This window comes from Sphingomonas sp. FG14 (assembly GCF_057809675.1).
In genome coordinates this window covers 54,054-68,052 of sequence record NZ_JBMDKK010000002.1, presented here as the reverse complement: position 1 = coordinate 68,052, position 13,999 = coordinate 54,054, and the positions used below count along the sequence as shown (strand labels likewise).

Here is a 13,999-nt window from a genome sequence, read left to right as displayed (position 1 = left end):
CACCTGTTTGCCGCGACCTCGGCCAACGGCCACTATGTCGTCCCAATCGCTCCATCGAACAAGGATCAAGACCGTGAAGATTACGGGCGCCCGCGTCATCGTCACCTGCCCCGACCGCAATTTCGTGACGCTGAAGATCGAAACCGACCAGGGGTTGACCGGCATCGGCGATGCGACGCTCAACGGCCGCGAGCTCGCCGTGGCGTCCTATCTGACCGATCATGTCATTCCCTGCCTGATCGGCCGCGACGCGCATCGCATCGAGGATATCTGGCAATATCTCTATCGCGGCGCCTATTGGCGGCGCGGCCCGGTGACGATGAGCGCGATCGCAGCGGTCGACACCGCGCTCTGGGATATCAAGGCCAAGGCGGCCGGGCTGCCGCTCTACCAGCTTCTGGGCGGGCGCAGCCGCGACGGCGTGATGGTCTATGGCCATGCCAATGGCGCCGACATCGCCGAGACCGTCGACGAGGTGCAGCGCTATATCGAGATGGGCTACAAGGCGATCCGCGCCCAATCGGGCGTGCCCGGCCTCGCCTCCACCTATGGCGTCTCGAAGGACAAGATGTATTACGAGCCCGCCGACGGCGCGCTCCCCACCGAGAATATCTGGTCGACCGAGAAATATCTCGATCACGCGCCCAAGCTGTTCGAGGCGCTGCGCAGCCGTTTCGGTTTCGAGCATCATCTGCTCCATGACGTCCATCATCGGCTGACCCCGATCGAGGCGGGCCGGCTCGGCAAGTCGCTCGAACCCTATCGTCTGTTCTGGATGGAGGATCCCACCCCGGCCGAGAACCAGGAGGCGTTCCGCCTGATCCGCCAGCACACCGTCACGCCGATCGCCGTGGGCGAGGTGTTCAACACGATCTGGGACGCCAAGGACCTGATCCAGAACCAGTTGATCGATTATATCCGCGCCACCGTGGTCCATGCCGGCGGCATCAGCCATCTGCGCCGCATCGCCGACCTCGCCGCGCTCTACCAGGTCCGTACCGGTTGCCACGGCGCGACCGATCTGTCGCCGGTGTGCATGGGCGCCGCGCTGCATTTCGACATCAGTGTCCCCAATTTCGGCGTGCAGGAATATATGCGCCACACCGAGGCGACCGATGCCGTCTTCCCCCATGCCTACAGCTTCGACGCCGGTTACATGCTGCCCGGCGACGTGCCCGGCCATGGCGTGGAGATCGACGAGGCGCTGGCGGCCAAATATCCCTACCAGCCCTCCTATCTGCCCGTGAACCGGCTGGAGGACGGGACGCTGTGGAACTGGTGAGGGCTGTTCGAAGCGCCGCTTGCGAATGATGAAAGCCCGCTTCCCCGTCCAGCCGCCCGATATGTTTCGGGAAGCCGGGCGGGGGAGCGGGCCGTTTTCGGCTTGTCCAAACGCGCCGCGCGTCACCAGGGCTTGTTGAGCCCGGTCGACTTGCGCCGTTCCTCCCAATGGTCGGTCGCGGTGGCGGTGGTTTCGCCACCGCCACCGCCGAACAGGATCGCGGGCAGGAAACCCCACACCGCCCCCGCCCCGATCAGCCGCTTGAGCGCGTGGCGCGCATCGCGCGGCGTGATCGTGACGGTGGTTTCCAGCGTGCTGTCCGCGCCGCTTTCGATCACCAGATTGCCACTCTCGCGGCGCACCCGGCCCACAGTGAAGTCGATATCGGCGAGCGAACTGACGACGCGCATCCCGCTTCTCCTCAGCTCTTGCGCAGCGTGCCGCGCGCCTGGGCGGCGGCGACGCGGCCGGCGTGCAGATCGGCCATGTCGGCGACGGTCTTGCCCGCCGGCGGGGTGAACTGGCCACGGCCGTAGAGATCGGTGAAGACTTCCTTCACCGGCCCCATCTTGTCGGCCAGCGTGCGCGGCGGCTTGCCCGACGGGAACTGGTTGGCCGGATAGATCGGCTTTTCATAGATCTGGCGGAAGCCCTCGGTCCGCACATCGACCCAGGTGTTGTGGTTGCAGCGCGACCGGTGCTCGCGCAGCGATTCGATGTCGATGGTGACGCCCAGCACCTGTTCCTGCGGATAGGGCGCGTGGCGCATCATCATGCCGGTATAATCGATAGCGAACGAGCCGCCGGGGCAGAAGGCCTTGGGATAATAGGCGTAATCGACCGTGCCCCAGTTGGAGCCGAGCACATAGGCCATGTTGTCGTGCGCGCGGGCGCGGCGCGTGAACACCCAGAAATCCCAGGGTTCGGAAACGCCCTCCACTTCCTGCAGCGCGACCGGATGGCAGATCACCTCCGCCCCGTTATAGCCGAGCGCGCGCGACACCTCCGGCGTGCAGCCGTCATGGCAGGTCATGGTGCCGAGCTTGCCGATCTCGGTATCGATCACCGGGAAAAGCGTCGCGATATCGCCGCCGAACACCTCGCGATATTCGTCGAAAATGTCGTGGGGCGACGTGCCCAGCCCGATCGAGGCCGGGATGTGCCATTTGTGGTAGCGCAGCACCACATCGCCCGAGGGGCCGATGATGAAGGCGGTGTTGAACCAGCGATCGGGAAACTGGGGCACGCGCTCGATCACGCCGCCGCCCGCGATATACAGGCCATATTCGCGCGCGGTGTCGCCCAGCCGCCGCATCTCCGGCCCGTCGAGCTCGATCGCCTTCTTCATGAAGCCGTCGATGCCGTGCTCGCCCTTGCCCGGCGTGGTGACGCCCTGCATGAAATATTCGGGGAAGACGACCAGCTTGGCGGGCAATTCCCAGAAATAGCCGACGCCGAAATCGATCATGTTGATCGCTCGGTCGAGATTGCGGGCGATGCCGTCGCGATCCTCCGCCACCTCGACATGCGGCTGCATGACAAGGGCGGTATATTTGTCGATCTTCGGCGCGGGTGTGGTCATGTCGTCGGTCTCCTGAAGCAGATCACCAGAAATTGGCGGGCGCGATGCCCATGTCGTCGAGCATCACGCGGGCGGTGATCGTCCCCATCGCGGAAATGCCGCCGCCGGGGTGGCAATGCGGCCCGGTCATGTAGAGGTCGCGCACCGGCGAGCGATAATGGGCGTAGCCGGGAAACGGCCGGAACGAACCGAGCTGCGCAGCGATGCGCTCGCCGCCATTGGTCGTGCCCTCGACGAAGCTGAGATTGGCGGCCTCCAGCGTGCCGCGATGCTGGATGTGATGGCCCAGGATCACATCGCCGGCGATGTTGGGCGCATATTGCTGCAACTTGGGCAGCAGCACGCGCGCATAATAATCCTCGCCGATCTCGTCCCAGGTCCGGCCGTCGGCCAGCCAGTTGGAGACATAGGTGTCGAAGATCAGCGTATGCTTGCCCGCCGGCGCGCGGCTGGGATCCAGCTTGGTCCAGCAGGCCGACCACAGGAACGGATCGGAGGGCGGCACGCCCATCGCGATCTCGGCATAGAATTTGATCATCTGCGGCATCGAATCGACGATGCGGTGGAAGGGACAGGCGCTCATATCGGCGCCGTTGAGGAATTCGGGCGCCTCGCTCAGCGCAAGCTGCGCGCGGCAGATCGAGATCTTGCCGAACGAAAAGCCCTTCACCATTGACGCGAAGCCGGGTTCCAGCCGCTCCTCGCCGAGCAGCTTCAGGAAAGTCTGCTTGGGATCGAGCGCGGAAACGGTGGCACGCCGCCCGCGCACTTCCTGCCCGTCCTCCAGCCGCACGCCCGCCGCGCGGCCATTCTCGACGATGACCGAAGCCACGCTGGCGCGCGTCATCACCTTGCCGCCATGCGCCTCGACATAGCGGGCCATCGCCTTGGGCAGCTCCATGCTGCCGCCTTCCGGGATCGCCTGGCCATAATAATGGATGGCCGGGATCATGATGTAGAAGCTCTGCCCCGCCCCTTCCTGATCGGGCAGGATCTGCGGCGCCAGCGCCCAGTTGAGCATCACCGCCTTGATGAAATCATTCTCGAAATTGCTTTCGACCCAGGCGCGCGCCGACATCGAGAATTCGCGCAGCCGCCGCAATCCGGCCTCGCTCGTCTCAAGCGCGCGCGGCAGCGCGGACGGCATGGCCGGCGGCGAGAAGAAGGCCTTGATGAAGCCTTCGCGCACCTGCTCGAAATCGGCATAGACGCCGCGATAGCGCGCCGCATCAGCCGTGGAATAGGCGGCGATCGAGGCGCAGGTCTTTTCGATATCCTTGTGGATGACGATGCCCGGCCCACCGCCGCGATCGGGATGGCCGGTGATGTGATCGCTCGGCTCGATATATTTCAGGCCATAGCGTTCGAGCTCGGGCTGGATCGCCTTGAAATCCTCGTTGCACTGGATCCATACATGTGACGATCCATAGAGATCGTGCCTGAAGCCGGGCAGCGTCACTTCCTCCGTGATCGCGCCGCCGCCGACATTGGCGTTGCGTTCGATCACGCATACGCTCAGCCCGTGCCGGGCCAGGGTGGCGGCGCAGGCCAGGGCATTCACCCCGCCGCCCGCGATCACTACGTCGAAATCGGACACCGCTTTCACCTGCTTCCTGGAAAATCATCCGGCCAGGAGGGTAGGAGCGCCGCGGACGCGCATAAAATTAGCTTTGTTGATTGCTCCGATGAGCAACATTGAGTTGTATCGCCCCCATATCCGGCAACACTGGGCGAATATGGGGGTCATCCGGCCCGCTGGGCCAAGGAGTGGACGATGCCCCTGATCGCCGCGGACAATGTGCAATTGCTGTCCGCATTGCTGATCGCCCTCGCCTTTCTGGGCTTCTGGGCCGACGGCCACCGCATCCTCAAGCGCACGTCGGGCGTGCTTTGGGTGATCGTCGGCGGCATGGCGCTGTCGAACTTCAAGGTCGTCCCGTTCGAAGCGCCGTCCTATGGCTTCGTCTTCTCGGTGATCGTGCCAGCCGCGATCCCGCTATTCCTGTTCAAGGCCAATATCCGCAAGATCGTACGCGAGACCGGCAAGCTGCTGATCATCTTCCTGCTGGGCAGCGTGACCGTGATGATCGGCAGCACCGTCGCCTTCCTGCTGATCGACCTGGGGCCGCTCGGCGCCAAGGTTGCGGGCGTCTATACCGGCGGCTGGATCGGCGGCGCGGTCGCGCTTGTCGCGGTGGCCGACGCGGTCGAGTTGACCAAGACCGATTTCGCCGCCGCGATCAGCGCGTCGAGCCCGGTCAGCGTGCTCGGCCTGATCACGTTGGTGAGCATCCCCGCGATCGGCTTCATCCGCCGCGCCATCCCGACGCGCTTCGACACGATCGAAACCGAAGGCATCAATGCGAAGGCGGACGGCCCGCCGCCCTTCCGCCCCGTCGAGATCGCCGGGCTGCTGGCGCTCAGCCTGTCGATCTGCGCGGTCGCGCACATGATCGCGGTGCGCTTCGGGATCGAGCATTATTCGATCCTGGTGGTCACCTTGATCTCGCTCGCCATCGCCAATCTCTTCCCGCGCCAGATGGAGCGGTTCCGCGCCGATTTCGATCTCGGCATGCTGCTGATGTACGTCTTCTTCGCGTGCATCGGCATGACCACCAACGCGCTGGCCTTTATCGACAACGCGCTGCCCATGTTCGTGTTCGGCGTGATCGTGCTCGCCGTGCATTTCATCCTGATCCTGGGTGCGGCGAAACTGTTCCGGATCGACCTGGCCGAAGCGGTGATCGCATCCGCCGCCAATGTCGTGGGGCCGGCGCCCGCCGCCGCCATCGCCTCCGCGCGCGGCTGGTATGCGCTGGTGACGCCGGGGGTGATGTGCGCGATCTTCGGCAAGGCGATCGGCACCTTCATCGGCGTCGGCGTCACCATGTTGCTGAGCTGATCCGATGGGCAGAACCATCCTCATCACCGGCTGTTCGAGCGGCATCGGCCTCGCCACGGCGCTCGCCTTCGCCGAAAGCGGCGACACCGTGATCGCGACGATGCGCGATCCCGCGCGAGGCCGCGCGCTCGGCGAAGCGGCGAAAGCGCGCGGCCTGACCATCGAGATCGCCGCGCTCGACGTCACCCGATCCGAAAGCTTCGCGCCCTTCATCGCCGATCTGATCGCCCGGCACGGCCGCATCGATGTGCTGGTCAACAATGCCGGGATGCTGCCTGTCGGCGCGTTCGAGGACATGGACGAGGCCGAAATCCGGCGCGTCATGGAAACCAATTTCTTCGGCGGCGCGCTGCTCACCAGGGCGGTGCTGCCGGCGATGCGAACACAGCGCGGCGGCTATGTGATCATGGTCAGCTCGCTCTCCGGCCTGGCGGGTCGCGGCGGCGACGCCATCTATGCCGCGAGCAAGTTCGCGCTGGAGGGACTGGCCGAAGCGCTGCGCCAGGAGGTCGCGCGCTGGAACATCCGCGTCGCGCTGGTCGAGCCCGCGGGCTTCTCGACAAATTTGTTCACCGACGCGGCGAACGGCGTGACGGGCGCGAGCGGCCCCGCCTCCCCCTATCATCCGCTCATTGCCGCGCAGCAGGCCGAACATGCCCGCAATGCCGACAAGGGCTTCGCACCCGACACGCTCGGCCGGTTGATCGTCGACATATCGCGATCGGACGGCAGCCAGTTGCGCTGGGCCGCCGATCCGGTGGCCGAGCGCGTGATGGCGAAGCTGCTGGCCGGCGATGATGCCGGCCGAATGCGGTTTCTCGACGATGTCGCGGATATCGGCTGGTGGGTGAGTGGGGCGGACGGACCGGGCTGACGGAAGCGGCCCCTCAAAACCGCTCATCCTGAGGAGGGGCTGAGCGAAGCCGAAGCCCCGTCTCGAAGGACCAGCACAGACGCCCTTCGAGACGCCGCTTCGGCTTCGCTCAGCGGCTCCTCCGGGTGAGCGGTCCATGCGTCGATTTACCGGCTGATATCCCCCGCCTCGGCGAGCAGATCGTCGCGGCAGCCGATCCACATGTCACCGGCGATGAAGTGCTTCTGGACGGCGGCGGACAGGCCCAGTTCGACGATGCGCGCCGGCGCCTCCCCCATGAACAGGCCGTGCAGCACGCCGGCGGCAAAGGCGTCGCCCGCGCCGATCCGGTCGATGATGCCCGTCATCGCCGCCGCGTCGGACAGCGCGACGCCGTCGCGCATGTCGAGCCGGGCCGACAGTGTCTGCCGGGCCGCGCTTTCGACATGGCGGCTGGTCGACACGATCAGGCGGAGCGACGGGAACCGGCGGAACGCCGTCTCTGCAGCGCGCGCGTCGCGTTCCTCTTCGGCGAATACCTCGCCCGTCATCAGCGTGATATCGCGATGATTGCCGAACAGCAATTCGGCCTCTCCCGCCAGCGCGGCAAGCAGGCCCGGCGCGTCGCCGCCCGAGGCCGCCCACAGGCTGGGCCGGTAATTGCAGTCGAGCGAGACGCGCACGCCCGCCGCCCGCGCGGCTCTGGCAACGGCCAGCGTCGCCCGCGCGCACGCGCCGGTCAGCGCCGGGGTGATTCCCGAGAGATGCAGCCAGTCCGCCCCCTCCAGCGCATCGCTCCAGTCGATGTCGCCCGCCGCATCGGCAAAGGCCGATCCTGTACGGTCATAGACGATCCGGCCGGGCCGTGGCCCCGCGCCCGGCTCCAGCCAGTAAAGCCCCATCCGTCCCGGCCCGCGCCGGATCGGCGCGGTATCGACACCCATCAGGCGCAGGCCGTTCGCCGCCCTGTCGCCAAGCATCGTATCGGGCAGGACGGAGAGCATCGCCGCGTCGTGGCCGAGTTGCGCGAGCGCGCCGAGCACGTTCGCCTCCGCCCCGCCGACATGGATATCGAGCGTATCGCCATGCGCCATCGGCACGCCCATGGGTGACGCCAGCCGCAGGAGAATTTCGCCGAAACCCAGAATCTTCGTCATAAGGGCAGCTTACTCCGCATCGTGCCGACACTGTGATAGGCGCGCTCGAAATAGATCAGCCCCTCAGCGTCGTCATGGAAGCATGCATCCTCGACGCGGCAGAAGAAGACGCTGTGCGTGCCGACCTCGCTCACCTCGACCAGCCGACAATCGAGCGCAACCGACGCGTCGGCCAGCACGGGCGATCCGGTGCTCAATGTCCCCCACGCCTCGTCGCCGAAGCGCTCCGTCATCGTCAGCCCCGATCGCGCGAAGCGTTCGGACACCGGCTGATGCCGCCGGGCCAGGATGTTGACGCACAGCGCGCCATTGGCCTTGAACACAAGGTTCGCGTTCGAGGATCGGTTGACGCAGATGAGCAGCGTCGGCGGATCATCGGTGACGCTGCACACCGCCGACGCGGTCATGCCGTAACGCCCACCCGCGCCGTCGGAGGTGATGATCGTCACCGGTGCGCCGAGCCGCGCCATCGCCGCGCGGAAGATCTGACGGTCGACCATGGAACCTCAGCGCATGAACAGGCCGCCATTCACGTCCCAGGTCGCGCCGGTCGTGAAGGCGGCGGCGGGGGACGCGAGCTGGACGGCCATTGCCGCGACAAAGGCGGGATCGCCCAGGCTGCCCGCCGGGATGCCGGCGACCAGCGCGTCGAGCCTGTCCGCCGGCAGCAGAGCGTGGACCGAAGGCAGGTCGAGCGGCCCCGGCGCGATCGCGTTGACCGTGATCCCGAAGGGCGCGAGATCGCGCGCGAACACCTTGGTCAGCGTGATGATCCCGCCCTTTGACGCGGCATAATGCGCGCCCGTCGCGGTGCCGCCATTCTGCCCGGCGAGCGAGGCGATATTGACGATGCGGCCATGGTTGCGGTCGCGAAAATGGCGGCCGAACACCTGGCTGCCGATGAAGGTGCCGCGCAGATTGACCGCGATCACCGCATCGAATTCCTCCGGGCTGATCTCCAGCACCGGGCGCGCGACCGTCATCACCGCATTGTTGATCAGGATCCCGGCCGATCCCCATGCGGCGACCATCGCGGCCAGCGCCTGCTCGAAGCTCGCCTGTTCGCGCACGTCGAGCGACAGCGCCATCGCGCCGTCGCCGAGTTCGCCGGCCAGCGCGGAGGCGGCGTCCATATCCACATCGCCGATCGCGACCTTGTGCCCGGCCGCGTGCAGCGCCCGGACGATCGCGGCGCCCAGCCCCTGCGCCCCGCCGGTGACGAGCGCCGCGCTCACAGCAGATAGCCGATGCCGAACTGGGCATCGTCCGAATTGACGAGCTGGACGATCTTGCGATCGAGCGCGATGCCGCCGGGGATCACGTTCAGCCGATAGGTCACGTCCGCCGCGAGCAGCCGCGTGCGATCATATTTATATTCGACGATATGCATCGCGCAGCGCAGCTTCACCCGTTCGGGCGCGGTCTTGAGCATCACGAAACGCGATACGGTGCGCACCGTCCGCGCGGGCGGCGCCGACGACATCGAGAAGCCCGACAGGAGCCGCTTCACGCGCGCCTCGCGCATCTCCGTGCCATCATGCAGGATGTTGAGCGCCCCGGCATGATCATCCACGTCGCGCTCGATCGGCACGATATACTCGCCTTCGGCCGTCCACAGCTTCAGCCATTCGCGATAGTCGAGCCGGTCGAGCAGATCGGCTTCGCGCCAGATGAATTCCTGCGCCTCGGCCATCGAAATGCCGGCGGTGGCCATGTCGACGTTCATGCCGTCATCATCCTTTTCCACATCTGATAGGCGGCCCGCATGCCGGTTTCCGCGCTGACGTCGCCGGCTTCATGGCCGGGTTCGGGCCGTCCGTCCGGCGCATCGACGCCGCGGTTGAGCATCACCCAGAGCGTGTCGCCGGCGGCGGCGCCGCGCTGGACGCGCTCCCACCCCTCGGCATCGTCGGGCGTGCCGAAGCCCATCGGCCCCTGGAAATGCTCATGCAGCCGCAGCCGCGCCCGGTTGGCCGCTTCCGGCCCGCCATCCATGCCGATCGCGATATGCTGGATCTCGGTCTCATTCACCGCCACCGGGCGCAGCACGCGGAAGAACGCCATCGAACAGGCGACATTGGGGAACAGGTTCAGGTTGAAACCGCTGCCGCCGACGGCGCGGACGATGCGGCGCACCTGATCATCGCCATGGCCCTCCGCCGCCAGTTCGGCCGCGAGCGCCGCGAAGCGATCGGGGATCGGCGCGTCGAGATTCTCCTCCAGATCGATCAGATCGGGGATCATCACCATCACGCTATGGCCGTTGCCCAGATCCTCCACCCAGCCGCCCTGGCCGAGCACGTCCATCAGATTCTCGGTGTCCTCGTCGAGCGAAGTGAGGAAGGTCTTGTGGACAATCGGGAAATGATAGGCGTCGGTGGTGTTCTCGAGCTGGATCTTCCAGTTGCCGGGAAAGCGGAAGCGATGCTCGCCCAGCGTCTTCACGCCGAAGCCCGCGCCCTGCTTCATGAACAGGTCGATCCATTTGCGCGCCGGGCCAAGCCATTCGGAAAGCGGCATGATCGCGTCGTCGAACGTCGCGAAGATCATGCCGTTATAGCTTTCGGTGCGCAGCGCGATCAGCGAATGATCGGCCCTGTCCACGGGCTCGCGATAGCCGTCGGCGAAGGGCACCTTGCGTAAGCCGCCATCCACATCATAGCTCCAGCCATGATAGGGGCAGACGAACACGCTGGCCTTGCCCTTCTTCCTTTCGCAGACGCTCGCGGCACGGTGGCGGCAGCGATTGAGCAGGACATGGACCGCGCCCGCCTTGTCGCGCGTCACGATCACGGGCTGGCGCCCGACATGGGCGGTCTTGAAGCTGTTGGCGCCGGGCAGTTCGCTGTCGTGCGCCACCCAGATCCAGGCCTGTTTGAAGATCCGCTCCATCTCGTCATCGAAGATCGCGGGATCACGATAGAGCCTGGTGTGGACGCGGTCGTCGCGCACCAGCGCGGCGTAGCTTTCGGTCATTGCTGCCCTCCATGTTGCGCGGCGGGAACGGGGATGGTCTCGGCGTCGCTCCAATGATCGACGCGGCGGGAAAAGATGTTCTCGGTACGGAAATCGGCGATGCGCCAGCGCCCGTCCTCACGCGCGAACCCCACGGTCAGCGCGGCGCTGCGCAGATCGGCGCTGTCGTCATGATAGGTGGAGCATTGCAGCATCATCCAGCGGCCGGTCGCGGTCTCGCCCGCCACCTCTATCGCCTCGGCCGAGAAGAAATGACCGGTCATCGTGAAATGCGGCACCGGGGCGCAATAGCCCGTGATCATCTCCATGATCGCGGCGCGCCCGCGATAGCCGCCGAACGCGGCCTGATAGCGCCCCTTGCCCTGCCACACCGCATCGCGCGTGAAGAGTTCGCCCAGCGCCGACAGGTCGGTATCGGGACCCAGCCGGTCGCAGATCCGAAAATACTGCGCCATCACCCGGCGCACCGCGCTTTCCGCCTCGAGCGCATCGAGGCGGGCGGACAGGCGGGCGAGCGCGTCGGTCTGGCTCATGCCGGTTCGGGCATCGCCAGTTCGCGGCCCATGCGGGCCTCGACGCGGATATATTTCCACAGCCGGTGCTCGCCCACCTCGATCGTGCGGAACAGGTTGCAGGCCGCGACCACGGTTTCGCGATCGACGACATCGGCCAGGATGTAGAAGGTCCAGGGCCAACCGGTCGGCGACGTGCCGACCATCGTCTCGTCGTCGTCCATCGTACCGATCACGCTGACGCCGGGCATCTCGCGGATCGTCTTGGTGAGCAGACCGGCGGCCTGAAGCACCATCGGGATCTGCGCGCTGGGCAGGTCGAAAAAGGGCTGGAGCACGGCGCCGCAGAACAAAGTGCGGATCGGCTTGGTCATGCGAAAATCCTTTCGGCGATCAGGGGAAACCCGGCGGTGAATCAAGGCCCAGCAGCACGCGGCCCGCGCTCTGCCAGGTGCCTTCGGACAGGAAGGCGTGCTGGACGACCACCATCGCATCCTGCACATGGCGCGCGATCGGATGGTCGGCATAGATGCCGGTCGTGCCGGACAGGGTGAAGGCGGTATGAGCGACGTCCGAACCGACGCGCGCGGCATGGCTCGCCGCCAGGCGGATCAGGTTGATATCATCGATCGCCAGCGCCTCGCCGGCGACGAGTTTCGTCCAAGCCGCCTCGGTCGCCTCATAGAAGAATGCGCGCGCGGATCGCAGCGCCGCTTCCGCCTTGGCGATCTCGATCTGAACATAGGCGCGATCGGCCAGCACCGGCGCGCCGGTGATCGAACCGCGCCCGCCTGCCATCCGTGTGATCTCGTCGAGTGCGGCGCGCGCCACGCCCAGCCCGACCACCGCCAGCACCTGTGCCGCGAATGCCATCGACGGATAGCGATAGAGCAGATTGGTGAGCGTCGCCGCGCTGCCCCGCACGAAGGTCCAATGTTCGGGCACCACGACATTTTCGACCACCAGATCGTGGCTGCCGGTGCCCGCCAGTCCGATCACCTCCCAATTGGGCACGATCGTCACCTGCCCCGCCGGCATCACCGCCATGCGCGGCAGGCCGGATGCCGGCCCGCCCTCCACCTTGATGCCGACGCCGATCAGGTCCGCGCCCGTGGATCCGCTGCCGAACTTCCACTTGCCCGAAACCTTCAGCCCGCCATCGACGGGCATCGCGGCCTGCGGCGGAAACAGCCCGCCGGCGAACACCACATCGGGGCCGTTCTTATAGATTTCGGCGATCGTCTCGCGCGGCAGCGATGCGAGATAGAGCGCGGACACGCCAAAGCTCGCCACCCAGCCGGCCGATCCGTCGGCGGTGGAGATCATCTCGACCAGCCGGAGGAATTCGGACGGGGATTTCTCGTCGCCGCCGAATTCCTTCGCCACCAGCGCGCGATAGACGCCGGCCGCCTTGAACTTGCGGACAATGTCCGTGGGCATCTGCCGGGCAGCGCCGAACTGCGCGCGGCGCGCGGTCAGCTCGTCGAGCAGCCCTGTCAGCGCGTCACTCATCTTCCTCTCCTCCTGGGATTTCGAGCCAGCGCGCCGCCGCGCACAACGCCGCATCGCCGTCGCGCCGGCCGACGAGCTGGATGCCGGCGGGCAGGCCGTTTGCGGCAACCACCGGGATGGTGAGCGCGGGATGGCCCGAAAGATTGAAGGGCCGGACGAAACCGGTGAGCCCGCCGATCGCCGCGCGCGGATCGGTCGCCTCGGCAAGCGTGGGGGGAAAGCCGGGCATGGTGGGCAGCACCAGCGCATCGACCTGCGCCAGCACCGCATCCACCTCCGCCGCGAAGGCGGCGCGCACCAGCCCGGCCGCGTCGAGCTGGTCCCGCGTGATCCGGCCGGCGGCACGCAGCCGCTCACGAATGTCCGCGCCCAACCCGCTCGCATCCACGAACATGCCGTATGCGGCGAAGGTCTCCGCCGCGATGATGACGAGCCCGGCATCGAAGGCGGCCGCCATGCCGGGAAGCGCCACGGGCACGATCATGCACCCCGACGCAGCCAGCCGGCCATCGACCGCGCGCTTGACCTCTGCATCCGCATCGACCACAACCCAGCCCAGCCGTGGCGGCGCATTGAGCGGATCCACGGCAAAGCCGGGATCGAGCATCGCCATCGCGCGTTCGATCGTCGCCAGATCGCGCGCGAACGGCCCGACGCAATCGAGTGAGCTTTCCGCCGGCATCACGCCACGCCGGCTGATCCGTCCGAAGCTCGGCTTCAGCCCGTAGACACCGCAGCACGCGGCGGGCACGCGGATCGATCCGCCGGTATCGGTGCCGAGCGCGAAATCGCACAGCCCCGCCGCGACCGCCGCCGCCGAACCGCTGGAGGAACCGCCGGGAATGCGATCGGGCCATCGCGGATTGCGCGGCGTGCCCGTCCAGCCGTTGATACCGGTCACGCCATAGGCGAGTTCATGCATGTTGGCCTTGCCGACGATCCGGCCGCCGGCATCGAGCAGGGCGCGGACGACATCGGCATGTTCGCTGGCGGGCGGCGCATCGGCAAACAGCCGGCTGCCGCCGCGCGTGGGCAGTCCGGCGATGTCGATCGAGTCCTTGATCGCCACGCGCGGCGCACCCGTACCGCGCGCGGCAGGGTCGTCCAGCACGAAGGACTGAACCAGGATCGCATCCGCCGTGGCGCCATTTTCACCCATGCCCGCCTTGTACCGGGCGGCCGCATGGATGACCTGATCATTCAATTCATGGCGGCCATTAGCT

At 66.6% G+C, this 13,999-nt stretch carries 15 protein-coding genes; 3 read left to right on the top strand and 12 right to left on the bottom strand.

Features of this window, described 5'->3' with window-relative positions; genetic code table 11:
- The first annotated feature begins 73 nt into the window (after window positions 1–73).
- Entirely contained in the window at window positions 74–1,282 is a 1,209-nt protein-coding gene (gene manD, locus ACODTA_RS08480; RefSeq protein WP_489065465.1) for a D-mannonate dehydratase ManD, read from the top strand.
- Window positions 1,283–1,404: 122 nt separating this feature from the next.
- On the opposite strand, the gene ACODTA_RS08475 is transcribed toward manD, so the two are convergent.
- Genes ACODTA_RS08475 through ACODTA_RS08465 form a run of 3 tightly spaced genes read right to left on the bottom strand, consistent with a single transcriptional unit; the run spans window position 1,405 to window position 4,461 of the window.
- Window positions 1,405–1,692, bottom strand: coding sequence for a hypothetical protein (locus ACODTA_RS08475; protein WP_489065464.1), 288 nt, complete (start codon window positions 1,690–1,692; stop codon window positions 1,405–1,407).
- 11 nt (window positions 1,693–1,703) lie between these two features.
- Window positions 1,704–2,864 carry a nitrilase-related carbon-nitrogen hydrolase gene (locus tag ACODTA_RS08470; protein WP_489065463.1) on the bottom strand — a complete coding sequence of 387 codons (1,161 nt, stop codon included), beginning with the start codon at window positions 2,862–2,864 and terminating at the stop codon, window positions 1,704–1,706.
- Between the two features lie 22 nt (window positions 2,865–2,886).
- Window positions 2,887–4,461, bottom strand: coding sequence for a phytoene desaturase family protein (locus ACODTA_RS08465; RefSeq protein ID WP_489065462.1), 1,575 nt, complete (start codon window positions 4,459–4,461; stop codon window positions 2,887–2,889).
- Between the two features lie 177 nt (window positions 4,462–4,638).
- Between ACODTA_RS08465 and ACODTA_RS08460 the strand changes: the two genes are divergently transcribed.
- Window positions 4,639–5,766, top strand: coding sequence for a DUF819 family protein (locus ACODTA_RS08460; RefSeq protein ID WP_489065461.1), 1,128 nt, complete (start codon window positions 4,639–4,641; stop codon window positions 5,764–5,766).
- A gap of 4 nt (window positions 5,767–5,770) precedes the next feature.
- A complete protein-coding gene (locus ACODTA_RS08455) occupies window positions 5,771–6,640 on the top strand; it encodes an SDR family oxidoreductase (RefSeq protein WP_489065460.1) in 870 nt (289 codons plus the stop codon).
- Window positions 6,641–6,786: 146 nt separating this feature from the next.
- Here the strand turns inward: ACODTA_RS08455 and ACODTA_RS08450 are convergent, their stop codons facing one another.
- Genes ACODTA_RS08450 through ACODTA_RS08410 form a run of 9 tightly spaced genes read right to left on the bottom strand, consistent with a single transcriptional unit; the run spans window position 6,787 to window position 13,980 of the window.
- Window positions 6,787–7,776: a sugar kinase gene (locus ACODTA_RS08450; RefSeq protein ID WP_489065459.1), complete on the bottom strand. Its 990-nt coding sequence runs from the start codon at window positions 7,774–7,776 to the stop codon at window positions 6,787–6,789.
- Window positions 7,773–8,276, bottom strand: coding sequence for a flavin reductase (locus ACODTA_RS08445; protein WP_489065458.1), 504 nt, complete (start codon window positions 8,274–8,276; stop codon window positions 7,773–7,775). The genes ACODTA_RS08450 and ACODTA_RS08445 overlap by 4 nt, the downstream gene beginning before the upstream one ends.
- Window positions 8,277–8,282: 6 nt before the next feature.
- Window positions 8,283–9,011 carry an SDR family NAD(P)-dependent oxidoreductase gene (locus ACODTA_RS08440; RefSeq protein ID WP_489065457.1) on the bottom strand — a complete coding sequence of 243 codons (729 nt, stop codon included), beginning with the start codon at window positions 9,009–9,011 and terminating at the stop codon, window positions 8,283–8,285.
- A complete protein-coding gene (locus tag ACODTA_RS08435; protein WP_489065456.1) occupies window positions 9,008–9,502 on the bottom strand; it encodes an aromatic-ring-hydroxylating dioxygenase subunit beta in 495 nt (164 codons plus the stop codon). Before ACODTA_RS08435 ends, ACODTA_RS08440 begins: the two co-directional genes overlap by 4 nt.
- Window positions 9,499–10,752, bottom strand: a complete 1,254-nt coding sequence (locus tag ACODTA_RS08430) for an aromatic ring-hydroxylating oxygenase subunit alpha (protein ID WP_489065455.1) — start codon at window positions 10,750–10,752, stop codon at window positions 9,499–9,501. The genes ACODTA_RS08435 and ACODTA_RS08430 overlap by 4 nt, the downstream gene beginning before the upstream one ends.
- Window positions 10,749–11,285, bottom strand: coding sequence for a nuclear transport factor 2 family protein (locus tag ACODTA_RS08425; RefSeq protein WP_489065454.1), 537 nt, complete (start codon window positions 11,283–11,285; stop codon window positions 10,749–10,751). Before ACODTA_RS08425 ends, ACODTA_RS08430 begins: the two co-directional genes overlap by 4 nt.
- Entirely contained in the window at window positions 11,282–11,638 is a 357-nt protein-coding gene (locus ACODTA_RS08420) for a hypothetical protein (protein ID WP_489065453.1), read from the bottom strand. The genes ACODTA_RS08425 and ACODTA_RS08420 overlap by 4 nt, the downstream gene beginning before the upstream one ends.
- Before the next feature lie 19 nt (window positions 11,639–11,657).
- The gene (locus ACODTA_RS08415) at window positions 11,658–12,776 is read right to left on the bottom strand and encodes an acyl-CoA dehydrogenase family protein (RefSeq protein WP_489065452.1); all 1,119 of its coding nucleotides are present in this window, start codon (window positions 12,774–12,776) and stop codon (window positions 11,658–11,660) included.
- A complete protein-coding gene (locus ACODTA_RS08410; protein WP_489065451.1) occupies window positions 12,769–13,980 on the bottom strand; it encodes an amidase in 1,212 nt (403 codons plus the stop codon). The genes ACODTA_RS08415 and ACODTA_RS08410 overlap by 8 nt, the downstream gene beginning before the upstream one ends.
- Between the last annotated feature and the right edge of the window lie 19 nt (window positions 13,981–13,999).

Bases quoted from the DNA above. Each gene is read 5' to 3' on its own strand.
- ACODTA_RS08455 (WP_489065460.1), top strand. From the start codon at position 5,771: ATGGGCAGAACCATCCTCATCACCGGCTGTTCGAGCGGCATCGGCCTC.
- ACODTA_RS08430 (WP_489065455.1), bottom strand. From the start codon at position 10,752: ATGACCGAAAGCTACGCCGCGCTGGTGCGCGACGACCGCGTCCACACC.
- ACODTA_RS08445 (WP_489065458.1), bottom strand. From the start codon at position 8,276: ATGGTCGACCGTCAGATCTTCCGCGCGGCGATGGCGCGGCTCGGCGCA.
- ACODTA_RS08450 (WP_489065459.1), bottom strand. From the start codon at position 7,776: ATGACGAAGATTCTGGGTTTCGGCGAAATTCTCCTGCGGCTGGCGTCA.
- ACODTA_RS08415 (WP_489065452.1), bottom strand. From the start codon at position 12,776: ATGAGTGACGCGCTGACAGGGCTGCTCGACGAGCTGACCGCGCGCCGC.
- ACODTA_RS08435 (WP_489065456.1), bottom strand. From the start codon at position 9,502: ATGAACGTCGACATGGCCACCGCCGGCATTTCGATGGCCGAGGCGCAG.
- ACODTA_RS08425 (WP_489065454.1), bottom strand. From the start codon at position 11,285: ATGAGCCAGACCGACGCGCTCGCCCGCCTGTCCGCCCGCCTCGATGCG.
- ACODTA_RS08475 (WP_489065464.1), bottom strand. From the start codon at position 1,692: ATGCGCGTCGTCAGTTCGCTCGCCGATATCGACTTCACTGTGGGCCGG.
- ACODTA_RS08420 (WP_489065453.1), bottom strand. From the start codon at position 11,638: ATGACCAAGCCGATCCGCACTTTGTTCTGCGGCGCCGTGCTCCAGCCC.
- ACODTA_RS08470 (WP_489065463.1), bottom strand. From the start codon at position 2,864: ATGACCACACCCGCGCCGAAGATCGACAAATATACCGCCCTTGTCATG.
- ACODTA_RS08460 (WP_489065461.1), top strand. From the start codon at position 4,639: ATGCCCCTGATCGCCGCGGACAATGTGCAATTGCTGTCCGCATTGCTG.